This window comes from Myxococcus sp. MH1, assembly GCF_059738865.1.
Window position 1 is genome coordinate 1587040 of the sequence record NZ_AP026947.1, and the last position, 25333, is coordinate 1612372.

The 25333-nt window shown below is 68.3% G+C and carries 21 protein-coding genes; 18 read left to right on the forward strand and 3 right to left on the reverse strand.

Going from position 1 to position 25333, the window contains the following annotated elements; translation table 11 throughout:
* Positions 1 to 97: 97 nt before the first annotated feature.
* Positions 98 to 1231 (forward strand): metal-dependent hydrolase, encoded by a 1134-nt coding sequence (locus AC6JA9_RS06550; protein WP_497959273.1) that lies wholly within the window; start codon positions 98 to 100, stop codon positions 1229 to 1231.
* A gap of 63 nt (positions 1232 to 1294) precedes the next feature.
* Here the strand turns inward: AC6JA9_RS06550 and AC6JA9_RS06555 are convergent, their stop codons facing one another.
* Positions 1295 to 2161: a 50S ribosomal protein L11 methyltransferase gene (locus tag AC6JA9_RS06555; protein WP_141331451.1), complete on the reverse strand. Its 867-nt coding sequence runs from the start codon at positions 2159 to 2161 to the stop codon at positions 1295 to 1297.
* Between the two features lie 40 nt (positions 2162 to 2201).
* Between AC6JA9_RS06555 and AC6JA9_RS06560 the strand changes: the two genes are divergently transcribed.
* The 7 genes from AC6JA9_RS06560 to AC6JA9_RS06590 all read left to right on the forward strand — a co-directional run bounded on the left by AC6JA9_RS06560 (position 2202) and on the right by AC6JA9_RS06590 (position 9339).
* Positions 2202 to 2564 carry a hypothetical protein gene (locus AC6JA9_RS06560; RefSeq protein WP_497959275.1) on the forward strand — a complete coding sequence of 121 codons (363 nt, stop codon included), beginning with the start codon at positions 2202 to 2204 and terminating at the stop codon, positions 2562 to 2564.
* Positions 2561 to 3529 (forward strand): hypothetical protein, encoded by a 969-nt coding sequence (locus tag AC6JA9_RS06565; RefSeq protein WP_497959277.1) that lies wholly within the window; start codon positions 2561 to 2563, stop codon positions 3527 to 3529. The genes AC6JA9_RS06560 and AC6JA9_RS06565 overlap by 4 nt, the downstream gene beginning before the upstream one ends.
* A gap of 607 nt (positions 3530 to 4136) precedes the next feature.
* Positions 4137 to 5303 carry a hypothetical protein gene (locus AC6JA9_RS06570; RefSeq protein ID WP_497959278.1) on the forward strand — a complete coding sequence of 389 codons (1167 nt, stop codon included), beginning with the start codon at positions 4137 to 4139 and terminating at the stop codon, positions 5301 to 5303.
* Positions 5304 to 5544: 241 nt separating this feature from the next.
* Positions 5545 to 6114: an imm11 family protein gene (locus AC6JA9_RS06575; protein WP_497959279.1), complete on the forward strand. Its 570-nt coding sequence runs from the start codon at positions 5545 to 5547 to the stop codon at positions 6112 to 6114.
* 86 nt (positions 6115 to 6200) lie between these two features.
* Positions 6201 to 6975 (forward strand): IS5 family transposase gene (locus AC6JA9_RS06580; protein WP_497959281.1). Its coding sequence is split into 2 segments (ribosomal slippage): positions 6201 to 6517 and positions 6516 to 6975, totalling 777 coding nucleotides; the frame shifts between segments, so codons are not numbered across the junction.
* A 569-nt stretch (positions 6976 to 7544) separates the two neighbouring features.
* Positions 7545 to 8429, forward strand: a complete 885-nt coding sequence (locus tag AC6JA9_RS06585) for an SMODS domain-containing nucleotidyltransferase (RefSeq protein ID WP_497959282.1) — start codon at positions 7545 to 7547, stop codon at positions 8427 to 8429.
* 10 nt (positions 8430 to 8439) lie between these two features.
* Positions 8440 to 9339: an S-4TM family putative pore-forming effector gene (locus AC6JA9_RS06590; RefSeq protein WP_497959283.1), complete on the forward strand. Its 900-nt coding sequence runs from the start codon at positions 8440 to 8442 to the stop codon at positions 9337 to 9339.
* Positions 9340 to 9632: 293 nt separating this feature from the next.
* Here AC6JA9_RS06590 and AC6JA9_RS06595 read toward each other — a convergent pair whose 3' ends face one another.
* A complete protein-coding gene (locus AC6JA9_RS06595; RefSeq protein ID WP_497959284.1) occupies positions 9633 to 10310 on the reverse strand; it encodes a transposase in 678 nt (225 codons plus the stop codon).
* Positions 10311 to 10336: 26 nt separating this feature from the next.
* Between AC6JA9_RS06595 and AC6JA9_RS06600 the strand changes: the two genes are divergently transcribed.
* On the forward strand, positions 10337 to 11068 hold the full coding sequence (locus tag AC6JA9_RS06600) for a class I SAM-dependent methyltransferase (protein ID WP_497959285.1): 732 nt from the start codon (positions 10337 to 10339) through the stop codon (positions 11066 to 11068).
* Positions 11069 to 11119: 51 nt separating this feature from the next.
* On the opposite strand, the gene AC6JA9_RS06605 is transcribed toward AC6JA9_RS06600, so the two are convergent.
* On the reverse strand, positions 11120 to 13720 hold the full coding sequence (locus AC6JA9_RS06605) for a M16 family metallopeptidase (protein WP_223783409.1): 2601 nt from the start codon (positions 13718 to 13720) through the stop codon (positions 11120 to 11122).
* Positions 13721 to 13915: 195 nt separating this feature from the next.
* Between AC6JA9_RS06605 and AC6JA9_RS06610 the strand changes: the two genes are divergently transcribed.
* The 9 genes from AC6JA9_RS06610 to AC6JA9_RS06650 all read left to right on the forward strand — a co-directional run bounded on the left by AC6JA9_RS06610 (position 13916) and on the right by AC6JA9_RS06650 (position 24995).
* On the forward strand, positions 13916 to 16402 hold the full coding sequence (locus AC6JA9_RS06610; RefSeq protein ID WP_483577092.1) for a coiled-coil domain-containing protein: 2487 nt from the start codon (positions 13916 to 13918) through the stop codon (positions 16400 to 16402).
* Positions 16403 to 16415: 13 nt separating this feature from the next.
* Complete coding sequence (hemW, locus tag AC6JA9_RS06615; protein ID WP_223746217.1) at positions 16416 to 17621, forward strand: radical SAM family heme chaperone HemW; 1206 nt, start codon at positions 16416 to 16418, stop codon at positions 17619 to 17621.
* A 35-nt stretch (positions 17622 to 17656) separates the two neighbouring features.
* The gene (locus tag AC6JA9_RS06620) at positions 17657 to 18502 is read left to right on the forward strand and encodes a tetratricopeptide repeat protein (RefSeq protein ID WP_223746218.1); all 846 of its coding nucleotides are present in this window, start codon (positions 17657 to 17659) and stop codon (positions 18500 to 18502) included.
* Between the two features lie 167 nt (positions 18503 to 18669).
* Entirely contained in the window at positions 18670 to 20208 is a 1539-nt protein-coding gene (locus AC6JA9_RS06625) for a DUF4388 domain-containing protein (protein WP_223746219.1), read from the forward strand.
* A gap of 282 nt (positions 20209 to 20490) precedes the next feature.
* Positions 20491 to 21279 carry a TadE/TadG family type IV pilus assembly protein gene (locus AC6JA9_RS06630; protein ID WP_223746220.1) on the forward strand — a complete coding sequence of 263 codons (789 nt, stop codon included), beginning with the start codon at positions 20491 to 20493 and terminating at the stop codon, positions 21277 to 21279.
* Entirely contained in the window at positions 21255 to 22823 is a 1569-nt protein-coding gene (locus tag AC6JA9_RS06635) for a hypothetical protein (protein WP_141327687.1), read from the forward strand. The genes AC6JA9_RS06630 and AC6JA9_RS06635 overlap by 25 nt, the downstream gene beginning before the upstream one ends.
* Entirely contained in the window at positions 22820 to 23950 is a 1131-nt protein-coding gene (locus AC6JA9_RS06640) for a hypothetical protein (protein ID WP_223746221.1), read from the forward strand. Before AC6JA9_RS06635 ends, AC6JA9_RS06640 begins: the two co-directional genes overlap by 4 nt.
* On the forward strand, positions 23950 to 24801 hold the full coding sequence (locus tag AC6JA9_RS06645) for a hypothetical protein (protein WP_223746222.1): 852 nt from the start codon (positions 23950 to 23952) through the stop codon (positions 24799 to 24801). The genes AC6JA9_RS06640 and AC6JA9_RS06645 overlap by 1 nt, the downstream gene beginning before the upstream one ends.
* A gap of 11 nt (positions 24802 to 24812) precedes the next feature.
* Entirely contained in the window at positions 24813 to 24995 is a 183-nt protein-coding gene (locus AC6JA9_RS06650) for a hypothetical protein (RefSeq protein WP_141327720.1), read from the forward strand.
* Positions 24996 to 25333 lie beyond the last annotated feature (338 nt).

The following is a 25333-nucleotide window of genomic DNA, read 5'->3' on the forward strand; positions in this document are numbered from 1 at the left end:
CGGGGCGAGTGTTAATCCGCCGGTGTCCGCCGTGCTGGAGGAATTCGGCTGACGCGAGGTGTCGAGGTCCGCGTGGGGTGAAGTAGCCTCGGGGGGAATGGACAACCTCGCGCACTCACTCGTCGGGGCCTGGATGGCGGAGGCGGGGCTCAAGCGCTACACGCCCTTGGCCACCGCGACGCTCGTCATCGGCGCCAACCTCCCGGATGTGGACGCGGTGGTGACGTTCGCGGGCTCGGATGCCTCGCTGTACTGGCGACGCGGGTGGACGCACGGCGTGTTGATGCTGGCCATCTGGCCGTTCGTGCTCACGGGGTTGATGCTGGCGTGGGACCGCTTCGTGCGCAGGCGTCGCCATCCGGAACTGGAGCCTGCGCGCGCGGGGCCGCTGTTGTTGTTGTCGACGCTGTCGGTGTTGAGTCATCCCGCGTTGGACTGGCTCAACACGTATGGCGTGCGGTTGTTGATGCCGTTCGACGGGGCGTGGTTCTACGGGGACACGCTGTTCATCGTCGACCCGTGGGTGTGGTTGCTCGCGGGGGCGGCGGTCATCATGGCGGATGCGCGCACGCGCAAGTCCGCGGCAGGGTGGATGGTATTGGGCATCGCGAGCACGGCGCTCGTGACGGTGCCCGACTTCGTGCCGTGGCCCGCGAAGGTGCTGTGGGTGGTGGGCGTGGCGGCGATTGTGTGGCTGCGATTGAAGGGGACGCAGGTGGTGTCCACGCAGCGCGTGGCGACGGTGTGTGGGGTGGGGTTGGTGTTGTACCTGGGGGCCATCCTGTTGGGCTCACAGGTGGCGGCGCCTCGCGCGAAGGTGTGGCTGGAGGGGCAGGGGCAGTCGGTGGAGCGCGTCATCGCGGGGCCGGTGCCGGCGAACCCCTTCGTGCGAGACCTCATCGCGGTGGGGAAGGACCGCTACCACTTCGTGACGGCGGACTTCCTGAAGGGCGGAGAGGCGCACCTGCGCATCAACGGTCCGACGCTGCCGCGCGAGCCGAATCCCGGCCCGGTCATCCAGGCCGCGCTCGCGGCGCCGCACTTGCGCGGACTGTCGAACTGGCTGCGACTGCCCACGTATCAGGTTCGCGAGACGGCGCAGGGCTGGCGCGTCACCATCGATGACGTGCGCTACTCGCGGATGCAGAGCGGCGGGCTCGGCTCCGCGGTGGTCGAGCTGGACAAGGACCTCAAGCTCGTTCGCGCTCCGCCGAGCAACGAGGCGCATTGACGCGAGGCCCGAGGGCTCGAGAGGACGCTGTCCTCGTGCGAGCCCCCGGAGCGTCGGGCCTCATCAGCGCTTCAAGTCGATGCGCACCCACTCGCCCTGGGTGGCGCCGGGGAGCACGGTGAAGCCGAGGTTGCGGTAGGCGGCCTCGACGTCGGCGCGCTGGTGGGAGAGCACACCCGCGAGGACCAGCCGGTCCTTGGCCTTGGGCGCGATGAGCGGGGCCAGCTCGATGAGCGTGTTGGCGAGGATGTTGGCCAGCACGAGGTCGAAGGTGCCCTCGACGGCGGTCAGCTCCTTGCCCGACACGTCGATGTCCGGGGTGCCGTTGTCGGTGAGGTTCTCCTGGGCGAGCTCCACGGAGGTGGGGTCGTTGTCGGTGGCGACCACGCGGCCCGCGCCGAGCTTCTTCGCGGCGATGGCGAGCACGCCGGTGCCGGTGCCGACATCCAGGACGCTCGCGCCCGGGTGGTCGGTCATGTACGCGTCCACGGCGGCGAGGCACAGGGACGTCGTGGGGTGGTCACCGGTGCCGAAGGCCATCTTGGGCTCGATGACCAGGCGAACCGCGTCCGCGGGGGCGTTGGCCACGTCCCAGGGCGGGCCCACCCAGAGGCGGCCGACGTGGACGGACTTGATGAGGGACTTCCACTCGTTGCTCCAGTCCTGCTGGGGCTGCTCGTCCAGGCCGAGGCGAGCGTCGGGGAAGGACTCGGCGACGCTGTCGCGAGCGGACTCGGCGGTGGGGCGGTCCTCGAAGTAGCCGATGACGATGGACTCGCCCGCGTTGGGGGGCTTCACGCCGGGCATGGTGGGGGTTTCGCGGTCTCGTACCTCGAGGCCGAGCGCACCGGACTCGTGGAGGAGGTCCTGTACGGCCTCGGACGCTTCCTCGGGCAACTCCACGGTGAGTGACAGATAGGTCTGGGACATGCGGGCCCTTTTACCGCGCCGTGCGTAGCGTGGGAGCGCCGTGAGATACCTGTTCATCTTGTGGCCCCTGGCCTGGCTGTGTGCCTGCTCCGGCCCGGAAGCACCCGACGCGGCGGTCTGTCGGGATGTGGTGACCCGCCTCTGCCAGACGTCGGCCTGCCCCGGAGTCGCCGAGCAGCTCGACCTGGACACCTCCTGTGAGAAGACCCTGCTGGAGCGGACGGGGTGTGGCTCGGAGGACTTCGCCTTCGTGACGCCCGCGCGGGAGCGGGTGCTGGACTGCCGGGAGCCGCTCATCCGGGTGGGGACGACGACGGAGAAGTCGCCGAGCTGCGAGGACACGACGCGCTTCCTGGTGGAGTGCCCGGACGTGGCGGCGTACTTCCGGGGGGAGCAGCCATGAAGCGGTGGGTGGCGTCGGTGTTGATGTTGGCGGTGGGGTGCACGCCGCTGGACGTGGAGCGGCGCACCGAGCGGGGGCCTGTGCTGCGCACGTATGTCCAGGAGTCGCAGCTCGGGGAGCGGATGCCCTTCGCGAGCGCGGCGGTGGACTGGCCCCGGCTCTCGCTGCGGTTCTCCACGGCGGACGTCTGCCGGACGGAGCAGCACGTTGAGTACACGGAGAACCTCATCAGCACGCACTCGTCACCAGGGGCGGCGGGGGCGGTGAGCTCAGGTGGAGTGCTCACGGGCATCGGTGGCTTCCTGGTGCTCGGGCGGACGTTGTTCTCGAACACGCCGGACCGGGATGGCATCGACCGTGATGGGCACTATGGGCCTTCGAGTCGCAAGGTGGCGACGACGTGGGGCGTGGTGTTGTTGTCGGTGGGCGTGCCGGCGCTGGTCGCGGGGCTCATCCAGCTCCACAGGGGAGGGGAGACGCAGGAGACGCGCAAGGCGGATGAGATGGTGGCGCTGCGCGAGGTGCCCTGTCATCCCGAGCCGGCGGATGGGGTGGTGGAGCTGACTGGAGGCAAGGGTGAGCCACCCGCGCCGCGTTCCACGGAGAATGGCGTGTTGGTGCTGGATGCGGAGGAGGTGCGGACGTCGAGCTTCAAGGGGCTGAAGCTGGATGGGTCGCTGGTGTTGTTGGAGGAGGACGACCGCGCGCGGATGGAATTGTTCCGCACGTGTGCTGTGTTGCTGTCGGCGCCGGTGGACTTGGAGGCGCTCGCGGTCGAGGCGAAGCAGCAGCCGGAGAAGCTGCGCAGGACGCGCGAGCTCGTCCGGGCGTGCAACACGCTGCCTGGGGCGCCCACGGGAGCGCTGCTCGACGCCCTCGACTCGGCGCTGTCGATGGGCATCCGTGAAGTGCCGGAGGAGGAACCCCCGCCGCCGTCACCCGTGCTCCCTGGCACGGAACTCTGACTGCTCGCGGAGGAGTCCCTTCTCCTCACCCTCCCACTCCCTCTGATATCCCCGGAACCCAGTCTTCGGGGAACGAGTCCGGAGTGGGAGGGCGTGCATGAGAGCGCTCGGGATTGTTGAGCTGTTGCTTGCGCTGGCCGCGACGGGCTGCGGGACAACGCGCCTCGTCCGTTTGGAGATAGGGAACGGGCCTCTGCTCACACGCTTTTCCATCGAGCAGGGCAACACTGCGTAGGTGGAATTGGACTCGCATGAGTCCGAGGCTGGGGGAGGTAGTATTGGCTCGTGGTGAACGGCCTCTCATAAGCTCCTTGTGAGATGCTCGCTGGCTTCTCGGCGCATGAGGCTTGATAGAGCGTTTAAGCAAGTCATCGACTGTGCTATCCATAGAGGTCAGGTGGATGTGCGCTCGCCACGCCGGACAGGATTCGGTGCGTGGTAAGTAGGATTGAGGGTTGTCAGTACTTGGCGGGTCAAGTATGCCCCGGCGTCGCATTGGTGATGCGGTGCATTATTTGATGGGGCTCTGGTGTGTGGCTCTGCGTGTGGGACATGCTGTGTCCTTTCGGACGATTGCTCTTTTCGTAGCCGCGTTGAAAGGTGCCCTATGGCTCAACGGGATTCGGAATTGCTTCCAAAGACGTACACTGTGCAGTTTGTTCTCGGCGGGTTAGTTTTAATCTTTGTTGGTCTGTTTGTGGATGGTCTTTATCCTGATGCGGCAACGGAGCGCCGCTCCCTGTGGCTTACGATTGTGGTGCAGTTGTTTGTCAATGTGGGCATTGGAGTGGCGACAGGTGGAGTCTTCTCTGTGTTGCTGACCATGCGGCCCTGGAAAGAGTATTTCCAGGATGCTGTGGCGAGTATTGTTGTTACGCATGATTATCTCAAGAAGCTGAATGCTCAGCAGCTCGATATGCTGGAGACTGCAATTGCGGCTCAGGTGTTTGGCGCTGGCATGGTGGAACCCGAGGATAGTCTTTATCGGCATGTATGTCAGAAGCGAAACTCTCTGCTGAGATCGCCGTTTCGGCGAAACGTTTTTTCGGTTGTTGCAGTCACCGTGAAGTCTGATGTCAAGGCGGAGTTGCATGAGCATCTTAAGTACGAATTGTATGCGTGCGATGGAAGGCTGCCTGAACGAATTGAGTATACTCTTTACGATGTTGATGGACAGGATGTGCCCTGGATTGTGATCTGTGTCGACGTCTTGCCGGGTGCTGGTGCTGCTGAGGGCATACATCGAGAAGGTGGCTTGGTAAACCAGGGGACAATGCCTCCGCTCCAGGTTGTTGTTGAGCCTGGGAAAAAGATTTATGCACTGGATATTTCAGATGTGTCCAAAAGGAATCTTCGAAAGATATCTGTCTCTATTGAGACTAGGATTTCGTTTAGTCTTGGGGAGCTTCAGGCGTGGTCTATGCCGCATCCTACGTACGGTCTTAGGTATACACTTCAGTACGACTCGAGTCGGCTCGTGGGGGATATGTATCCTCTGGGTGTGGCCAGTGAGAGTTGCTCATTGTCGGATAAGCCTGGTCTCTGTGATCTGGTATATCATGGGTGGGTGTTTCCTTCGTCTGGCATTGCGTGGCTGGTGCGTCTCAAGGCTGGTGCCAGTGAAAACGCGCTCGCTGCGGCTGGTGCCAGTGAAAACGCGCCCGCTGCGGCTGGTGCCAGTGAAAACGCGCCCGCTGCGGCTGGTGCCAGTGAAAACGCGCCCGCTGCGGCTGGTGCCAGTGAAAACGCGCCCGCTGCGACTGGTGGCGCATAGCTGCGCAGTCGTGGGTCGAGCCGTGTGCCACACCTCGAACACGATGCTACATGTCAACGGACAAGAGGGCGGGCACCTCTTGCCGTAGGTTCTTTAAATGGTCAGGTGCGAGGGCTGTCGGACCGTGTTGGAGTGTTGTGAGGTCCTAGTTGCAGAACTCAGGCGGCTTGCGAGGGGGGCCACTCCTGGCTCGGGCTTGTACAGGTTGCTGATGCGAAGCGAGTGAGACCAAGGCTGCGCGATGGTGAAGCGTTACTTCCAATTGACCGACGATGTCTCGGTGCCGGGCCGATGGGACCTGGGTTATCCCCGCGAGTCTGGAGGGCTTGAGCTGGAGGACCCCTGGATGTTCAGAGAGGGGCATCCGGTGGCGGTGCGCGGACGACTCTCCGTTCCCATCGAAGTGCCGGGCAAGGCGCTCGATTTCTCCCTGGCGGGTTTCAGCACCCCAGTGGTCCACGTCACCGTGGCCAACCTCTTCCAGGAACTCGCTCCTGACGATGTGCAACTCGTCCCCGTGGATATCGAGGGGCGTCCGGATGCGTACTTCATCCTAGTGGCGACGAAGCTCATCCGTTGCATCGATGATGGGGCGACGGAAGAGGTGCTCTACTGGACTGAGGAGGAACGTCGACCCGAGAAGCTGGGGCAGTACCGCGATGTCTATGGCATGCGCATCGACCCCGCGAAGGTGGGGGAGGCGAAGGTGTTCCGCACCTGGGGCTGGTCCATCGCCCTCATTGTCTCCGAGGACCTCCAGCGTGCTCTGACGCAGATGAAAGCCACCGGTGTGAAGCTCAAACCTGTCTAGAGGCGGTCTCAGAATCGTGCAGGAATGAGGGCGCAGGGAGGGCCGCTGATCGACATGGAGCGGATGGCCATGCTGGAAGCTGACCGGTGGACCTGCCGAATGAACAGTGGAGCCTAATTGAGCCGCTGCTTCCCGCGCGGAAGCCGAAGCGGGAGGGCCGGCCTGGGCGAACGCCCACGCCCTCTCGAGCGCTGTGGGACGGCATCCTGTGGATTCTGCGGACCGGCGCGCAGTGGAGCGAACTGCCACAGGGGAAGTATCCGACCTACAAGACAGTCCACCGCTGGTTCCAGGGCTGGGTGAAGGACGGCACCTTCCGCGCCGTCCTTCGCGCTCTGGTTCTGGACCTCAAGGAGCGCGGAGGATTCGACTTGGAGGAGGGCTTCGTCGACGCGTTCTTCGCCTCGGCGAAAAGGGGCGCCCTGCGGCGGGAAGACGAAGCGGGGCAAGGGGACGAAGGTCATGGCAACTGCAGACGGCGCTGGTCTTCCTCTCGCCATTAGCGTGGCAAGCGCCTCTCCCCACGAAACCCGGCTCCTCGAAGTCACGCTCGACGAGAGCCTCATCGACGAGCTTCCCGAGCGGCTCATCGGCGACAAGGCCTATGACGCCGACAAGCTCGATGAGCGACTGTGGCACGAGCGCGGAGTGAAGCTGATTGCCCCGCACCGCCGCGGACGCAAGACGAAGACGCAGCATAGGCGTGAGCTTCGCCGGTACCGACGACGATGGAAGGTGGAGCGACTCCTCGCCTGGCTCCAGAACTTCCGTCGTCTCGTGACGCGCTACGAGGTGAAGGTGGAGAACTTCCTCGGCTTCCTCGACCTCGGGTGCATCCTCATGCTCTTGAGGCAATTCTGAGATCACCTCTAGGCTCGTCAGCGCGCTGACACGTTTCCTGCGGCGCACCTGCTTGCGCCATCGGGCGGTCCTAGCGCATTTTCTCCTTGAGACGCACCGTTACTGGGCGGACCTTTTTCAACGCTACGACGTGTCTAAACTGTCCCGCACGGACAACGACTTGGAGCACCTGTTTGGGAGCTGCCGCTACCACGAGCGACGCGCCTCGGGGCGCCGACGCGGCAGCGAAGGACTGGTGGTCCGTGGCCAAGTGCGCGTCGTCGCTGCGGTCGCTACGCGCTTGGCCCCGGCCACCAGCGCAGACCTCGCGCCGAAGGACGTCGCAGCATGGAATCGCCTGCGCAGCATTCTTCAGGCCCGTGGCCACTCGCGCGTCCTCGGGCGACGCTTTCGCACGGACTCTGGTGGCTACCCCGTGGTGCTGGAAGTGGGGCTCAGGAGTTAATTGTCGGCGTAGTTTATTGTGGCCGGACTGGCTCTAGTCAGAGACGACTGGTAGAGCCGATCCGTGATCTGTGGTTTGCTGCTGCGCAGACCCGTTTTTTCAGGGGGACTGGATGCCGAGGACTGTGAGGGACGCGTTCGCTGAGCTGCTCACCCGCCTCGAGCCGAACACGGGCGAGGTGAACGCACTCCGGTCCCACAAGCGCAGCATCGAGCAGGCACTGGGCGACGCGTTCTCGGGCTTCCAGCGGCTCGAGGTGATGGGCAGCCACACCCGCGACTCGGCCATCCGCTACTTCTCCGACGTCGACTACCTGGCCGTGCTCGGCCGACAGGATGTCACCTACGGCGGAAGTGTCGTGCGCTCGGCCACGACTCTCTGCCGGGTGCGTGATGTCCTCCAGGCGCGCTTCCCGCAGACGGAGGTGCGGGTGGACGGGCCTGCGGTCGTGGTGAAATTCCAGGGCGGCGAGGGGGCCGTCGACGTCGTGCCCGGCTTCTACGTTGGTCCCGCGCCTCGTAGCGGTCACCCGGTGTTCGCCATCCCGGACGGCGCGGGCCGCTGGCTCAACACCTCGCCACAGGCCCACGGTAAGTACCTCAAGGATGCCGACGAAGAGGCGGGAGGCATGCTCTCGAGTACCATCCGGCTGCTCAAGGCGTGGAAGTACGCGCGCTTCCCCAGCATCCCCGGCCTGTCGTTCCAAATCGAGATGCGCCTCGCGTCAGAGGGAACCTGTATCGGGATGGCGAGCTACGCGCTCTGCCTGAGGGACGCGTTTCAGCTTCTTCGAAGCGACGAGGGGCTGGCGCTGAGCGACCCGCTCGGGATCTCCGGCCTGATCCCCATTGTCTCCACCGAGAACCAGGGGAAGAACTTGCTCAACGACCTCGACTACGCCATCACCCACGTCAGGACGGCCCTCATGGCTGACTACCTCGGCCACCTCGACGAGGCGTTCCGGCAGTGGAACATCGTCTTCAACGGTGAGTTCCCCGCGAGGCGGTAGCGCCCCGTCCATGAGCGTGAGCAACGACATCAATCAGCGCCAGGACGCCGCGGACAACTTGGAGCGTCTCGCCGCCCAGCGCTATCTCTACTCGCGCGCCAAGAGCGTCCGCGGCACGGTCGCCTTCGTCGCCGGCGCGCTAGCCGTGGCTGCCCCACTCCTGGGGGCGTACTGGCCGAAGTCATCCGCCGCGCTTGCCCTGGCCGCGCTCGTCTGGGCACTAGTCGAAATGATGTTCCTGGACGGAGTTGAGGAACAGTGCCGGCAGCTGGCGGCCCTCATCCAGGAGGACTTCGACACCCGCGTGTTCAGCCTACCGTGGAACGGCGCGCTCGGAGAGCGCCCCCCGCCCGAGTTCGTCGTTGAACATGGCGCTGACGGCGCGGGAGACCCGAGCCTCCGGGGCTGGTACGCGGATGTCAGCGAGCTCCCGCAGTCGCTGGCGGTCCTCGTCTGCCAGCGCTCTTCGGTATCATGGGATCGCCAAGCCCGAACCCGCTATCGGACCCTGCTCGCGGCGCTAGGGCTGGCCTTGGTAATCGGCGCTTTATGCGTGGCGTTCCTGACCGACCGCAGCCTCGCGGACTTCCTCGTTTCCTTCGCCGTACCGCTGCTGCCCCTGCTTCAGCACGTGATCAAGACTTTCAGGGGACACGGCAAGGCCCAGCTCGAGCAGGAGCGCCTCCTCGGGGACATTTCTGCAGCCTGGACTCGCGGGCTTTCGGCCGGGGGCCATGTCGCTGTTGACGAGCTTCGGCGCGTGCAGGACCGCCTGCTCATCCTGCGGCGGGAGCAGACGCCCGTGCCCGACCTGCTCTACCGCTGGCTGCGGTCGCGCGCCGAGAACTCGATGCAGGCGACCACTCGACGCCTCATCGATGAGGCCAAGCGAGGCCTAACCATCTCCTGAAACCTGTTCTCCGCGATCTGGCTTACGATCCTTCGAATGCTGGGGCGATAGCTGGATCCCCCGCCAAGGAAAGCTGCTAGCCCTCTTCGAGATACCACCGGGCCGTGTCCCGGTTCGCGCTGAGCGCTTGCGCTACGGCAATCGCCGCTTCGCCGCGTAAAGCGTTGAGCTACACACGGGTCCGGTTTCGCTGCGCAAATCGGCGGTGCCTGCCGTCGGTGGAGAACAATGCAGAAGCTACCTGCTCCAGGGCAGACGCGTTCTCCACATCTTTTGCCGCTCGGGCAACTCTCTCAAGAATGGGGCTTGTCGGCGTCATAGGCCTTGTCGTCGATGAGCCGCGCGGGAAGCTCGTCGATGAGGCTCTCGTCGAGCGTGACTTCGAGGAGCCGGGTTTCGTGGGGAGAAGCACTTGCCGCGCCAATGGCGAGAGGAAGACCAGCGCCGTCTGCAACTGCCATGACCTTCGTCCCCTTGCCCCGCTTTGTCTTCCCGACGCAGGGCCCCCCCTTTTTCGCCGAGGCGAAGAACGCGTCGACGAAGCCCTCCTCCAAGTCGAATCCTCCGCGCTCCTTGAGGTCCAGAACCAGAGCGCGAAGGACATCGTGGAAGGTGCCGTCTTTCACCCAGCCCTGGACCGTCTTGTAGGGCGGATACTTCCCCTGCGGCAACTTGCTCCACTGCGCACCGGTCCTCAGAATCCACAGGATGCCGTCCCACAGCGCTCGAGAGGGCGTGGGCGTTCGCCCTGGGCGATAGGGACGTGCTCCAACATTCGCGTGCGTAAGGCGTCTGGGAGTCGCTCGAATGCGCGAGTCCACTGACCCTCGCCTCCAGTGCGCTCGAAGATACGCAAGAGACGATCGACCTTTCCCTGTGGACTCAGGCTCGTCATGGCTCCACGCCCTCCACGCCCTCGACTTGCCCCACGTCTGACATTCTTTGACTCCCGCCAGAGTCCCTGCTCGCATCGTCCCCTTCCACCGGGGGCGCACGCATGTCCGAGCAGTACGACAGCATCGGGACCAAGTACGAGCAGTTCAAGAACACCGCCGCTCTGCCCATCCCAGAGCGACACACCTTCCTGCGACTGGTCGGCGACCTGCGCGGGAAGCGTGTGTTGGACCTCGCCTGTGGCACGGGCCACTACTCACGGCTCCTCAACGAACTCGGCGCCGACGGCGTGGAGGGCGTGGACATCTCCCTGGAGATGGTCCAGCTCGCGCGCGACAAGGAACAAACCCAACCCCGCGGACTGCGCTACCACGTGCTCGACGCCCGAGCCCTCCCGCGACTCGGTGACTTCGACCTGGTGACAGCCGTCTACCTGCTGAACTACGCGGGCGCTCGTCAGGAGTTGCTCGACATGTGCCGCGGCGCCTACGCCAACCTCAAGCCCGGTGGGCGCTTCATCGCGATGACCATCGACCCGACCTTCGACGTGGCCCGCTCGAGCTGGGCACCCTACGGCGTCGAGGTCCTCAGCGAGCAGCTCGAGGACGGGCGCCACTTCTGCAAGGCCCTCTTCCTCACCGAGCCCCCAGCGCCCTTCGAGTACTTCCGCTGGTCCACCCAGGTCTACGAAGCCACCCTCGCCGAGGCGGGCTTCCGCGACATCACCTGGCACCCCTTCGAGATTCCCGAAGAGGCCCGTCAGAAGTACGGAGACGACTTCTGGCGCGTCTACCGAGACAACCCACTCCTCACCGCGCTCAGTGGCCAGAAGTAGCCCCGCAACGAGAAGGCGAGCGCCCCAACTCCGGCGCTCGCCAACCCAAGCTCACGGCCCGACGACGGCGAGCACGCTCTTGTCGAAGTCGATGACCTTGCGCGCCACGTCCCGCACCTGCTCCGACGTCACCGCGGCGATGTGCTCCGCGTAGTGCAGGAAGTTGTCCAGGTTCAGCCCGTACAGGGTGTCCATGGCCATCATCCCCGCGCGCGCGCCGTTGCGCTGGAGCGCGATTTCATGCGTGCCGATGAGGTTCTGCTTCGCCCGCTCCAGCTCCGCCTCGGGAATCCGCTCGTCACGCACGCGCCGAAGCTCCGCGCGGATGCCCTCCAGCGCCGCGTCCACCTTCTCCGGACTCGTCCCCATGTACGCCGCGAAGTAGCCCGGCTCGATGCCCTCCACGCCGAAGCTGCTCACGCTGTACGCCATCGACCGCTTGTCGCGCAGCTCCACGAACAGCCGCCCGCCCTGGCCGGACAACACCCCCGACAGCGCCTCCAGCGCGTGCCGCTCCGGGTCGTTGATGCGCATGCCCCGGAAGCCCATCACCAGGTGCGACTGCGCCTTGGCCAGCACGCGCTTCTCCTCGCGCGCACCCTCCAGCGGCCCCTCCTCCAGGATGCGCGGCGCCGGCGCGGCCTTGCCCCGCGACTTGCCGAAGTACTCGTTCGCCAGCGCGAGCACCTCGTCCACCTTCACGTCGCCCACCACCGTCAGCACCAGCTGCGACGGGTCCATGTACTTCTCGTGGTACGCGCGGAGCGCCTCGGGCCCCAGCGCCTCCACCGACTCCTTCTCACCCAGCGTCGGCATCCGGTACGGGTGCGTCCGGAACAGCGTCCGGTTGAACAGGTCGAACGCCAGGCCCGACGGCTTGTCCTCCCGCGTGAGGATGTCCTGGAGCATCAGCGAGCGCTCCCGCGCCACCTCCACCTCGGGGAACGAGGGGTGCAACACGCTGTCGGAGAACAGCCGGAACGCCGCCTCGAAGTGCCGCGAGAGGAACTCCCCGCGCAGGTTCACCGAGTTGCGTCCGCTCAAGCCCCCCATGCTGCCCGCGTAGATGTCCGCGAGCTGCGAAATCTCCTCCGCGTCCCGCGTCGGCGTTCCCCGCGTGAGGCTGCGCGCCAAGAGCGTCGTCAGTCCGTTGTCCGCCGGCGTCTCGTAGCGCAACCCGCCCATGAACGCCGCGCGCACCGCGAACAGCGGCACCGCCGGCTCCACGCGCACCACCACCTTCGCCCCCGAAGGCAGCGTCTCCTGGATGATGTCGCTGGGACCCTTCGCCTTCGCGCCCAGCTTGAGCGAGGGCTCGCCCGCCGACACCTTGCTCGCCCTGCGCTCGGGCGGCGCGGCCACGGGGCCCTTCTCCACGCGGTCCAGCACCGCGTTCACCTGCGCCTCCGTGAACTCCGTCCCGTGCGGCAACAGCGCCGTGACGATGGCCTTGTCCAGCCGCAGGTACTTCTCCGCCGCCTTCTGGATGTGCTCGGGCGTCAGCGAGCGCACGGCCTCGTAGTAGCGCGCCTCCGCCTCCAGGCTGCCCATGCCGGACTGGAAGTAGCCCATCTTCCGCGCCACGCCCTGCACCGTCTCGCGCTGGTAGACGGCCTCCGCCTCCAGCAGCGCCTTCGCCGTGGACAGCTCGTCCGCCGTCACCGGCGTCACGCGCATGGTGGCCAGCGTCTTCGCCGCCTCCTCCAGCGCGCGCTCGCAGTGGCCGGGCTGCAGCGTCATCGACACCGAGAACAGCCCCGGGTCCTGCGGCGTGTACGCGAAGGCGTGGATGTCGTTGACCAGGTTGTGGCGGCGCTTCACCTCGCGCGACAGCCGGGACGCCTCCCCCTGGCCCACCATCATCGCCAGCACGTCCAGCGCGGGCGTGTCCGGGTGCGCGGCCTCCGGAATCGGGAACGTCAGGTGCAGCCACGCCTCCTTCACCTCGTCCGGACGCAGCAGCACGCGGCGGCCCGTGAGCGCGGGCTCCTCGGGGCGCTTCACCTCCCCCTCGAACGGCCGGCCCCAGTCCCCGCCGAAGATCTCGTCCACCCACCCGCGCAGCTCCGCCTCGCTCAGGTCCCCGGAGACGGACAGCACCATGTTCTTCGGCGTGTAGTACCGGTGGTAGAACTCCAGCACCTTCTCGCGGCTGAAGCTGCGCACGCTCTCCGCGGTCCCCAGCACCGGCAGCCGGTACGGGTGGCGCTGGAAGGCCGTGGAGAACAAGTCGCGCGACGCGCGCCGGGACGGGGTGTCCTGGCTGCGTTTGATCTCCTCGCAGACGACCTCGATTTCGCGCGAGAGCTCCTCGGCGTCGAAGGCGGAGCGGCGCACCGCGTCCCCGAGGATGTCCAGGCCCGTCCGGGCGAACTGGCTGGCGATGACGATGTGGTAGACCGTCTGGTCGTAGGACGTCCAGGCGTTGATCTCCCCGCCGTGGGCCTCCACGTCCCGCGCGATTTCGCCGGGGCCGCGCCGCTCCGTGCCCTTGAAGAGCATGTGCTCGTGCAGGTGGGCCAGGCCCGCCTGGTCCGGGCGCTCGTCGGCGCTGCCGACCTTCACCCAGACCTGGAAGGCCGCGACCTTGGCGGCGTGCTGTTCCTCGAAGACGACAGTGAGCCCGTTGGGCAGCGCGTAGCGGATGGCCATATGGAAGGGTCCGAAGCTGGCACTCGCCCCCCAGGAGGGCAAGGCGAGGTGAGATTTATCCCTCACTGGCTAACGCCCAGGCGCCCCGGCGTCGAGGGGTCCGTGGGGCCTCCCCGCGTCCGGTCGCCCGAACCGACCCTTCCCGTCACGCGTCCCTGGTAGGCCGCGCCGCCGGGCGGTAACCTGCGTGGGCCCATGCCGTCACCTCCGGAAGAGGTGGATCCGCTCGCGGACCTGCGCGACAGCCTGGACCTGGAGGACACTGGCGTCCAAGCGGCCCCCCCCGCCCCCACCGCCACTGCCCTCCCCAGGCCCCAGCCCAAGCCCCCGCCTTCGGCGCCACCGCCCGCTGCCCCGCCCCCTCTGCCCCCTCGCCGTCCGGCGGCGTCCCCGGCTTTGTCGTCGGCGGGCACGGGCGCGGCCAAGGCCCCCGCGGCCACCCCCGCCCCCGTCGCCACCACCCCGGCCCCGGTTTCGCGGGCGGTGCGGGTGCCCGGGGATGATCCCTTCAAGGAGGCCGCCGAGCCCCGGATGCCCATGGGGGCTTCTCCGGAGGAGAAGCTCGAGTACTTCCGGGCCGTCGTCCGGCAGAAGACGGAGACCCTGGCCCGGGCGCGCACCCTGTACGCCGAGCGCGACGGGGAGGTGACGGGGCTCAAGCAGTCGCTCACCCAGGCGCGCAAGGAGGCCGCGGAGGCCAAGGCGCAGCTGGGGGCGGTGAAGGACTCCCCGGCGAAGCTGGCGCAGACCTCGGAGGCGCTGGCCAGCGCGGAGAAGCGCGCGGCGGACGCCGAGGCGAAGCTCGCCGCGGTGGAGGCGGAGCTGTCCGCGGTGGATGCGGACCGCAAGGACTTGTCGCGGGCGCTCGCGGAGGTGGAGTCGGAGGTCCCCCGGCTGACGGCGGAGCTCCACGACGAGCGCGAGTCGCGGGGCGCGGTGGCCGAGGAGCTGGTGGGCGCCAAGGAGGCGCTGTCGCTGGCGCAGGACCGCGTCGCGGAGCTGGCGGCGGAGAAGTCCGAGGCGCAGGGCGCGCTGGAGGCCGTCCAGGAGCAGTACCAGCAGGTGCTCTCCGACGTGGAGCGGCTGGGCGGCGAGCTGGAGACGGCCACGGCCGAGCGCGACTCGCTGGGCCTGCGCGTGGGCCAGCTGGAGGCCGCGCTCGCCGAGGCGCAGGGCGCGCTCTCCGCGGTGGAGAGCGAGAGCGACTGGTCCAAGAGCTCGCTGGAGGAGGCGCAGACCCGCTCGCGCACGCTGGAGGAGGAGCGCGACCAGGCGCGCCGCCAGCTCGCGGTGGTGGAGGAGGGGCTGCGCACGCTGCAGGCGCAGACCTCCGAGCTGGAGAAGGCGCTGGCCCTGAAGGACGCCGAAATCGTGGGCCTGCGCGCGGCGCTCACCGCGCGCACCACGGAGGCCTCCGAGCTGCCCGTGCTGCGGCAGGCGCTGGAGCAACGCGCCGCCGAGGTGGCCCGACTCGCGGCGCGGCTGGAGACCGAGGCCGCGCGCGCGAACGAGCGCGCCCAGGCCCTGGAAGAGGGGCTCGCGCAGGCCGGCGAGCGGGCGCAGGTGGCGGAGGGCGAGGCCGCGGCGCTGAAGGAGGCGCTGGAGGCGCTGGAGGTCGAGCAGGTCTCGCTGCGTGACCGCATGGAGGCGGACGCGGCCGCGCTGGGCGAGGCGGCGCAGCAGGCCGAGGCGAAGGTGGGCGAGGTGTCCGCGGCGCTGGAGGCCGCGCACGCCGAGCGCGACGATCTCAAGAAGCAGCTCGCCGCCGCGGAGATGAAGACCGCCACCACGGACGCCGAGCGCGTGGGACTGGCCGCGCGGGTGACGATGCTGGAGACGGCCTCCGCGCAGCGCGAGGCGGAGCTCGTCCGGGTGCAGGGCGCGCTCGCGCAGGCGAAGGAGGAGGTGTCCCTGGAGCGCGTGCGCCGCGAGGCCGCGGAGGCGGAGCGCTCCGACGCGCAGGTGCACGCGGCGGAAGTGGAAGCCCGCGCGGATGCGCTGGCGGAAGGGCAGGGCGGCGCCGAGGCCCAGCTGGCGGAGCTGCGCGAGGAACTGGAGGCCGCGCGCGCCGAGGCGGACAAGGCGGAGCGGCTCCAGCAGCGGCTGAAGATGCTGGAGGGCGCGCTGGAGACGGCGAAGACCGACGCGGCCCGCGCGAGCCAGGCGGCGCAGACCGCGCAGGCCGGCAAGCAGAAGGAGGAGGCGGCGGCCCAGGCGGCGGAGACCCGGCTCAAGGACGTCGAGGTGGCGCGGCTGGAGCTGGCCTCGAAGCTCGAGGCCGTGGAAGCGACGCGCGCGGAGCTGACCTCGAAGCTCCAGGAGGCCGAGGCAAGGCTTGCTCGCGCGGAGTCCTCGCAGGCGGGCAAGGCGCAGGAGTCGGCCGCGACGCGCGCCGCGTCCGAGAAGAAGCTGGAGGAGGCGAAGGCGGCGCTGTCTGCGGCGGAGGCGAAGCTGCGCGCCGAGCAGCAGGCCCGCGAGGCGCTGGAAGAGAAGCTGGCCCAGGCATCACAGCCCGTGGCGTCGAGTGCGCCCGCCGACTGGGAGGCCGAGCGGGAGGGGCTCAAGGCGGACGCGGCCAACCTCAAGCGCAAGCTGGTGGCGGCCGAGACGGCCCTCGAGGCGGCGGCTGGCTACAAGGCGAAGATCGCCAAACTGGAAGCGCAATTGAAGGGCCGGAAGTAGAGGTTTGCTCCTCATGCCGTTCGACGCGCCAGTGGACCTGCTCACGGGGATGCCGGCGGCCCGCTTCGGGCTGTACCTGCACTTCCCCTACTGCCTCGCGAAGTGCCCGTACTGCGACTTCGCCGTGGCCGTGGCGCGCCAGGTGCCCGAGGAGCGCTACGCGAACGCGGTGCTGGCGGAGCTCGACGCGCGCCTCGCCGTCTCGCCCGGGCTGCGCGACAAGCCCCTGGAGTCCATCTTCCTGGGCGGTGGAACTCCGTCACTGTGGCATCCGCGTTACGTCTCCCGCGTGCTGGACGGAATCGCCGCGAGGCTGAAGGTGTCGCCCGGCGCGGAGGTCTCGCTGGAGGGCAACCCGGAGCGCGCGGACGCGGAGCGCTTCGAGGGCTACCGGGCCGCGGGCGTGAATCGGCTGTCCCTGGGCGTCCAGTCCTTCGAGCCCCGGACGCTCAAGGCGCTGGGCCGCGCGCACGACGCCGAGCAGGTGGAGCGCGCGGTGGAGCTGGCACGGCGCGCGCGCTTCCCGGTGGTGTCCATGGACTTCATCTACGGCGTGCACGGCCAGACGGTGGCCCAGGTGGAGCAGGACGCGCGCCGCGCGGTGGCGCTCCAGCCCGAGCACCTGTCCACGTACGCGCTGACGGTGGAGCGCGAGGTGCTGGCGGTGGACACGCCCTTGTCCAAGCAGCTCAAGCGCGGCGAGCTGGAGCTGCCCTCGGACGACGACGTGGTGACGATGGCCGCCACGGTGCGCCAAGTGTACGGCGCCGCGGGCCTCACCCGCTACGAGGTCTCCAACCACGCCAGAGCGGGCTTCAGCTCCCGGCACAACGCGCTGTACTGGACGGGCGGCGAGTACCTGGCGCTGGGCGTGGGCGCCACGGGGATGCTGCTGTCCCCCGAGCCCTCGCGCTACGCCAACCTGCGCAGCCCGGAGAGGTACCTGGCCCAGGTGGAGGCGGGGCGCCTGCCCGAGGACAGCCGCGAGGCGCTGGGCGCCGAGGAGCTGTTCGCGGAGCGGCTGGCGATGGGGCTGCGGCTGGTGTCGGGCGTGGACTGGGAGGCGGTGTGTGAGCGATATGGCCAGCCGGTGGAGCCCCGACGGGCGGAGGTGGCGCGGCTGGTGGAGCACGGCTTCGCGACGCTCACGAACGGGCGACTGGCCTTGACGGAGAAGGGCGCGGACGTGCACAGCGCCGTCTGCGCGCGGCTCTTGTAGTCGAGCCGGCGCGCGCGAGGGATTTCGAGGAGCGTATGAGCAAGTGGCTGTTGTGGATGTTCCTGACGCTGCTGACGGGCAGCCCGCTGTTGTCGCTGGGCCTGGTCATCGTCTTCATCTTCGTGGCGGACCGCTTCACGTGGCGGCTGTTGCCCAGCCCCGTGCGGATGATGAAGCGCTTCCAGCGCGCCGGGTACCTGGCGGGGACCATCCTCACCAACCCCCACGAGCGCCGCGCGCGCCACGAACTGGCGGACATCCGCGTGGAGCAGAAGCGCTATGAGGAGGCCGTGGACATCCTCAAGCCCAACCTGGAGGCGGGCGACGAGGACGTGGACACCCTGTTCCTGCTCGGCGTCGCATACCTGGGCGCGGGCGACGCGCAGCGCGGCGAGCTGCTCCTGGACGAGGCGGCGAAGCTGGACGCCGGCTACCGCCAGGGCGCCATCGACCTGGAGCGCGGCCGCTTCCGATTGAAGCGCGGCGAGGTGAAGGGCGCCATCGAGGCGCTGGAGCGCTTCTGCGCGACGCGGCTGGGCTCGGTGGAGGGCCGCTACCTGCTCGCCCGGGCCCTGGCGAAGGACGGGCGCAGCGCGGACGCGAAGCGCGCTCGGGACGCGGCGTGGAACGAGTACGTCGTCGCCCCGGGCTTCCAGCGTCGCCGCGAGCGCCGGTGGGCGTGGCTGTCCCGACCCAGCCGTCCGCTGACCTACGCGGTGCTGCTCGCGCTGGTGCTGGGCACGGGCGCGACGATGGCCCGCCAGATGGGCCTGTTCACCCAGCGCACCCACCGCTATGGCGGCGGCTACGGCGAGGGCTACCCCCCGGGCGAGGCCCCCTCGGCCGCCGGCTGGGAAGAGGCCGGGCCCCCAATCGAGTAGCGCGCCGGGTAGCCCCAGACCCCCGGACCGCGAGTGGAGGCCGGTCCGCTCGCTGTTCGGACCTCCTGGTGAAGGGCCCTGGGGCCGGGGGATGTCTGGAGTGGCGGGACGGGCGTAGGCTTCAAGACGTCGTCCCTCCCCGCGTCCACAGCCGAGGCCCCCGCTCCATGTTTCCCTCCCCGTCGCAGGTGCTCCGGCAGCGCGAGGGATTGCTCGCGGACACGCCCTTCCCGCTGCTGCTCCAGGCGCTGATGGCCGAGGAGCGCACGTGCACGCTGGAGCTGAAGGTGCGCCAGCGCGAGAAGCGCATCCTCTTCGAGGAAGGCTCGCCCGTGGCGTGCCAGTCCAACCTGCTCCACGAGACGTTGGGGAAGTACCTGGTGGAGAAGGGCAAGCTGTCCGAGGCCGACTACCAGAAGTCGCTGGCGGAGAGCGTCTCCTCGGGCATGCAGATGGGCGGGCTGCTGGTGCAGAAGGGGCTCATCAGCCCGTTCGACTTGTACAAGCAGCTGCAGGCGAACCTGGCGCACAAGCTGCTCGACTGCTTCCGGTGGGTGGACGCGAAGTACCGCCTCATCGCGGACGTGGAGACGCCCGACGCGAGCGTGCGGATGAACACCGCGCAGCTCATCCTCACGGGCGTGGAGGGCGTGATGCCCTTCGACGCGGTGGCCACCCACTTCACCTTCACCGACGAGCGCCGCTTCGGGCAGATGCCCGCCGTGGAGTCGGGCCCCAAGCTGTCGTCCAAGGACGCCCGGCTGCTCCAGCAGCTGCGCCAGCGCCCCACCTTCAACGAGCTGATGGAGCGCACGGGCTTCGACATGGAGACCGTCCTGCGCCGCCTGTACGCGCTGTGCCTGCTGGGCGTCGCGGGCTTCGTAGAGGACGTGGACGCCCGGGCCGTGGAGCTGTCCTCGCGCGCGGTGCCCGTGGCCGCCCCGCCTCCCGAGCCCGTGGCGCCCGAGCCCGTCGCCGCCCGGGGCCTGCCCTTCAGCGACGAGGACGTGCCCACGCGCGACGCGCTGGTGTCGGCCTTCCTCGCGCACCGCGCCAAGGACCCCTTCGCGCTGCTGGAGGTGCCCGAGGACGTGCAGCCCCTGCCGCTGCGCCGGGCCTTCCTCGCCTGGGCCGAGCGCTTCTCACCCCTGCGCTTCCAGACGCCCGAGCTCAAGGAGAAGGCCGAGTCCCTGCTCGCCGCCTACGCCCGCGCCTATGGCACCCTGTCCGACGCGGAGCAGAACCTCCTGTGGCGGAAGCGCCGCGCCGCCCACCGCGAGAAGGAGCGCACCGCCACCGGGCGCCCCTCCACCGCCGAGCAGTTCCGCATCCGCACGGATTTGCTCGACGCCAGGACGCAGTTCGACGAGGCCCGCCGCCGCCTCAACGACAAGCAGTACGCCGGCGCGTTCGAGTACTTCGAGTACGCCTGCGACATCGAGCCCAAGCCCCTGCACCACGCCTGGCGCGCCTGGGCCCGGTATCTGATGAAGCCCGAGTCCCACGGCCGGCTGGCCCTCCAGGAGCTCCAGGAGGTGGTCCGCCAGGAGCCCGGCCTGGAGGATGGCTGGGCCTTGCTGGGCGAGGTGGCCCAGGGCGAGGGCCAGTGGGCCCTGGCCGACGAGGCCCTGCGCAAGGCCTTCAAGCTCAACCCCAAGAACCGCCGCTACGTGGAACTCATCCAGGAGATGGCCCGCCGCCGCTAGCCCGGTCAATCCCCCCCGAAAGCAGCCGTCCGAGCGGTGCATGGATGTCTCTTCACGTCACCCGCTTTTCCAGGCGCTGAGAGTTTTCCGGGGACCCATCGGTCATCTGGCCGAACAGCTCTTTCGCGCACGGCATTTTCTCCCAAGGAGAGGGATGCTCCCAGAGGGGGGGACGGGGCTCGCAACAACGGGCCCTTCATTCGCGAGATCTAAAGGTCCGTGCAACCCTGTTGTCGTCCGGCGGCAGCCCCCGGTGGGGTGCCGCTCCTGAAGCGAGGCTGGATGCGTTCCGTCCCCACAAGGGCCCAATCAGGCCAGGCCGCGGTGGAGTCCGCCATCGTCCTGCCGCTGTTCGTGTTCCTCATCCTGGGCACGTTGCAGCTGGGGCTGATGCACCAGGCGCGGCTGCTCGCGAAGTACGCCGCGTACAAGGCCGTGCGCGCCGGCTCGCTGCACAACGCCAAGGTGGAGACCATGGAGGCCGCCGCGCTCGCGGTGCTCCTGCCCATCCTCAGCACCCGGACCTCGGGCGAGGCGGGCATCGAGGTCGTCAAGCCCGTCGGCAGCGCCCAGGAGTTCGAGACCAAGTTCGAGGAGCTGAAGAACAACCAGATGCCCGGGGCGAACCTCAAGTACGCCGAGGTCACCATCTGCGGCCCCACGCAGGAGGAGGTGTCCGGCGGCGGTGAGTTCGACTTCGACGACCCGGACAACATCCACCCGGACGGCTGGCGGGAGAACCACCGCACCAAGCTGCGCATCCAGCTGACGCTCAACTACCGACTGGTGGTGCCGTTCGCGGACTGGGTCATCTACAAGGCCGCGCGCGGCCGCGAGGTGCCCATGCTGATGCGCATGGGGAAGATGAAGGCGGAGGAGCAATCCAAGACGTCCACCCGTCGCTTCGGCGGCGCCGCCACGGGCGAGGGCCCCTACGAGAGCGCCGCCTCCCAGGGCATCTACATCATGCCCATCCGCACCACGTACACCATGCGGATGCAGTCCAACCTGTACCTGGGCGCCAACGCCCTGCCCGCGAGCAACGCATGCCTCTTCCCGTTCTCCTACTGAGCCGGCCCGCCCGCCGCCGCCAGCGCGGGCAGGCCATCGTCCTGGGCTCGTTGTCGTTCCTCGTCCTGGCGCTGATGGTGACGCTGAGCTTCAACCTGAGCCACGCGCTGCGCCGCAAGATGTCCCTGCAGCAGCACAGCGACACGCTGTCGTTCTCCATGGCCGTGCTGGAGGCGCGCGCGCTCAACTACTACGCCGTCAGCAACCGGGCCATCGCCAGCTCCTACGTGGCGATGAACAGCCTGCACGCGTACATGTCCGCCGCCAGCCTCACCGGCCAGATGATGCGCGCGTCGTCGAACAACTTCATGCAGATCGCCATGATTGAGTTCGGCCTGTGCGTCGCCTGCGAGTTCATGTGCGACCACTGCGAGCACATGGCGGAGGCGTTCAAGATTTCCGGCGACTTCCGCGACGCGGGCAAGGACTACGACGACAAGGTGGAGGCCTTCGAGTCCAACTTCCGTCAAGCCATGGAGGCCCTGGACCTGATGGTGGACAACATCCACACCGCCCAGCGCGAGGTCCACGACAAGACGCTCCAGGCGGTGAAGGACGGCAGGAGCCACGGCCTGGGGCAGCTGCGCGACTACACCGCGCCGCTCGCCACGGATTTGGTCTCCGCGGTGGGCTCCATCAACGCCAACGAGTTCAACTGCGCCGTGGACGGCATGGAGTGCCAGGGCAGCGAGAGCAACACCTCGCCCGAGGCCCGCGCGCGGGTGATGACGGAGATCGCCAACGCCACGCGCTCGGGCTGGCCCGCCAACCGCGACAGCCCCGGCGCAGGCGCGTCCGCCAACCTGCCCAAGTACCTCAACTCGCAGTTCTTCGATGAGCTGGACGAGATTCCGGACAACGAGGCGACGAAGCTCATCTCGGGCACCAAGGGCACCGCCAAGACGGTGAAGAGCAAGGGGCAGCTCACCCAGGGCGGCCAGTCCGGCGGCAACGACGGCACCATGGTGGCCGCGTCGGACGAGGGCAACATCTTCCACCGCTGGGAGCACGGCGTGGGCACCAGCAACTTCAAGTCGGAGGTCTGGAGCGACGACGGCGGCGGTGGCCACGTGAACAACGGCGCGCACTCCGGCCAGCACCGCTTCGAGGGCGTCAACACGCGCGCGCTCACCGGCTGCGCGGGCTCCGGCAACTGCTTCATGAAGTTCCGCGCCAACCCGGACCCGGACCGGGACTGGGGCCAGCCGCGCGTCTACAGCTACGTGTCCATGCCCTTCCGCGTGGGCAACACGCGCCAGGCGCCGTGGGAGCTCAACTCGTCCGCGCAGGTGCGCCTCACCCACGGACAGCAGGGCCAGGGCAGCCTCACCGTGGCGGCCACCGAGGGCATGGCCATGTCCAAGTCCCTGGTCTACTACCACCGCTTCGGCGAGGAGGGCTGGAAGGAGGCGCCCAACCTCTTCGCGCCCTACTGGCGCGCCAAGCTGCACCCCTTCACCAAGGGGGATGCGCAGCAGGTGCTGGACGCGGCGGGCAACTCGGACGCGGCGCAGATGTCCCAGGTGGACGGGGTGGCCCTGTGAAGACTTATGGACAACGCGCGAGGCGCGGCGCGGCCGCGGTGGAGACGGCGCTGTGCATGCTCGTCATCATCCCCGTGTTCATGTACGCGCTCTTCGTCGATGACCTGCTGAGGCACACGCTGGACTCGCAAGAGACGGCGCTGTCGACCATCTGGGACTACGCCGTCCAGGACTATCCGACCAAGCCCAAGAACCCTCCGCCCGAGGGCGGCGCGGAAGAGCCCTTCTATGGCTTCAACGGCGCCCAGTACTACGCGCGCCTCCAGTACTGCGACCACGAGTCGGGCCTGGACAGCTTCGGCCCCGGCAAGGGCCCCGAGTGCGAGAACGACGAGGGCCACCACGCCGAAGTCACCGCGCACGCGTGCTGGCTCAACCCGGGCGCGCAGCAGGTGCAGTGCACGCTGAACCAGGCGGACCCGAACGGCGGCGGCGGTGGTGGGCCCGCGGGCGCGTACAACGTGACGCTGCACCAGGCGTACATGGATGACTTCGGCAAGGGCGGCGTCATCCGCTGCTCGGCGCGCCTGGGCGTGCAGAACTACCTGTTGCCGCGCACCTTCCTCCAGGACTTCAGCCAGGTGAACCTGGCGCGCCAGACGAAGAAGAAGAGCGACGGCATCCACAGCAACGCGCAGGGCGGTGATTTGCAGGACGACCCGCGGGGCCTCGCGGGCGATGTCTACCTGCTGCCCTGGGAGCGCATCGCCATCGTGACGGACACCTGGGCGCTGACCAAGGAGGCCCGCTACGAGCCGGGCACCGAGGACAGCGACCAGGAGAACCTCTACGCGCGCGTGTCGCAGATCTACAAGAGCGGGGACAACCCGGCCTACGAGCAGATGTCCTCGGCCGCGGAGGCGTTCGTCAACGAGGCCACGCAGGAGGTGCTCAGCAGCGACATCCGCCTGGATGACATGCCGCCGGGGGATGACCCGCGCGAGGCGAGCCTCTCCATCGTCCCGTTCCCGTCCAGCGGCGGCCCGACACAGACGATGAACCAGAATGGCGGCAGCGCCACGTACTTCAACAGCGAGTGGCGGGACTGGGACCGCAACAACAACGAGAAGACGCACAACGCGCGAGGGAACAACTACCTGGGCTGCGCCCAGGCGGAGCGCTGCTGATGCCCAAGTCGTCGAGCCTGGTCATTCGCGTGCCCGCGCTGCTGTTCTCCGTGGCCGTGGTGGGCGCGTTGATCGGCTTCGCCTGGGAGGGAGCCGTCTACGGGCGGCGGGACGTGTCCGAGGAGTGGTCTCCTCCGCCCTCGTTGGATGACGCGCCTCCGGCGAAGGCGCCGGGCCGCTCGCCCGCGGAGGAGGCGGCGCTGAAGCGGGCGCTGGTGCACTTCCCGGCGTACCCGCGCGCGAGCCGCGCGGAGCTGCTCGCGGTGGACTACCTGGGGCCGGACGTGCCCATCGCGGTGGCCTGGTTCACCACACAGGACACGCCCGAGCAGGTGCTGGAGCACTACCGCAAGGTGCTGCTCGACAACGGGCTGCCGGTGCTCGGCGAGCGGCACGGGGTGAACGGCGGCTGGGTGGGGTACTGGAGCCCGGCCACGGAGGAGATGCGGCTGGTGTCCGTGCTGGCGCAGGGCGGGGAGACCCTGGGCTTCGTGTCGGCGGGGCAGGTGGCGCCGCTGCTCAAGCGGGCCTCGAAGGTGCCGTCATGGATGCCGCTGCCGCCGGAGCTGAGCGAGCCGGTGACGCTGTCCTTCGACATGGAGGGCGCGGCGCACCACGTGGTGTCGGGCAGGCTTCCGGGAGACTCCCCCCAGGTGGTGGGGGAGACGTACCGGGCGCTGTTGAAGGAGAAGGGCTGGGAGGTGGGCGCGGTGGAGCCGATGGACGCCGGGGGCATCGGGTTCGAGGTGACGCGGGGGACGACGATGGGTCGCGCCACGCTGCGCCTGAAGCTGCCCGAGCCGGGCGTGGAGCTCCAGTTGTCGCTGCTGCAGCGCGGGGCTGTGCCATGAAGGAGGCCGTGGTGGAGAAGTCGCTGAGGAAGCAGGGGCGTGCCCGGGGCCAGTCGATGGTGGAGTACGCCGTCGTCACCGCGGCGCTGATGGGCTTCACCGTGATGGGCTGGCCGTTCCTCGTGCAGCTGCTCAACGCGCTGCACCGGTACTTCAACTCCATCTATTACGTCATCCAGTCGCCGATTCCGTAGAGGCGCTGGCGGTACCCGTGGCCCGGGACGAGTCGCGCGCTCCTCGCGCGCTGGATTCGACCGGGCTGTTTCATTCCCGTCAGGTTGATTCGCGTTCGCTCGCGTGGGCGCTGCCTGCCTGGAGGGCGGACGGGAAGCCCTTACGTGTTTTCCGAAAGACAGCCACCTCACTGCCCTCCAGGGCGATGAAGTGTCGCGGAGGCGTCGTTGTGTCGTGGATTCCCCCGAGGCGGATGCCTGTATTTGTTTGATGGGGCTGCGGGCAGGCAGGCGGGGAGGCCGGGATGGCTTTGTCCATTCATGACTGTCATTGGTGTGAGGCGCAGGACATTCCCAGT

Bases quoted from the DNA above. Each gene is read 5' to 3' on its own strand.
- AC6JA9_RS06550 (WP_497959273.1), top strand. From the start codon at position 98: ATGGACAACCTCGCGCACTCACTCGTCGGGGCCTGGATGGCGGAGGCG.
- AC6JA9_RS06555 (WP_141331451.1), bottom strand. From the start codon at position 2,161: ATGTCCCAGACCTATCTGTCACTCACCGTGGAGTTGCCCGAGGAAGCG.
- AC6JA9_RS06565 (WP_497959277.1), top strand. From the start codon at position 2,561: ATGAAGCGGTGGGTGGCGTCGGTGTTGATGTTGGCGGTGGGGTGCACG.
- AC6JA9_RS06570 (WP_497959278.1), top strand. From the start codon at position 4,137: ATGGCTCAACGGGATTCGGAATTGCTTCCAAAGACGTACACTGTGCAG.
- AC6JA9_RS06575 (WP_497959279.1), top strand. From the start codon at position 5,545: ATGGTGAAGCGTTACTTCCAATTGACCGACGATGTCTCGGTGCCGGGC.
- AC6JA9_RS06590 (WP_497959283.1), top strand. From the start codon at position 8,440: ATGAGCGTGAGCAACGACATCAATCAGCGCCAGGACGCCGCGGACAAC.
- AC6JA9_RS06595 (WP_497959284.1), bottom strand. From the start codon at position 10,310: ATGCGAGCAGGGACTCTGGCGGGAGTCAAAGAATGTCAGACGTGGGGC.
- AC6JA9_RS06600 (WP_497959285.1), top strand. From the start codon at position 10,337: ATGTCCGAGCAGTACGACAGCATCGGGACCAAGTACGAGCAGTTCAAG.
- AC6JA9_RS06605 (WP_223783409.1), bottom strand. From the start codon at position 13,720: ATGGCCATCCGCTACGCGCTGCCCAACGGGCTCACTGTCGTCTTCGAG.
- AC6JA9_RS06610 (WP_483577092.1), top strand. From the start codon at position 13,916: ATGCCGTCACCTCCGGAAGAGGTGGATCCGCTCGCGGACCTGCGCGAC.
- hemW (WP_223746217.1), top strand. From the start codon at position 16,416: ATGCCGTTCGACGCGCCAGTGGACCTGCTCACGGGGATGCCGGCGGCC.
- AC6JA9_RS06620 (WP_223746218.1), top strand. From the start codon at position 17,657: ATGAGCAAGTGGCTGTTGTGGATGTTCCTGACGCTGCTGACGGGCAGC.
- AC6JA9_RS06625 (WP_223746219.1), top strand. From the start codon at position 18,670: ATGTTTCCCTCCCCGTCGCAGGTGCTCCGGCAGCGCGAGGGATTGCTC.
- AC6JA9_RS06630 (WP_223746220.1), top strand. From the start codon at position 20,491: ATGCGTTCCGTCCCCACAAGGGCCCAATCAGGCCAGGCCGCGGTGGAG.
- AC6JA9_RS06635 (WP_141327687.1), top strand. From the start codon at position 21,255: ATGCCTCTTCCCGTTCTCCTACTGAGCCGGCCCGCCCGCCGCCGCCAG.
- AC6JA9_RS06645 (WP_223746222.1), top strand. From the start codon at position 23,950: ATGCCCAAGTCGTCGAGCCTGGTCATTCGCGTGCCCGCGCTGCTGTTC.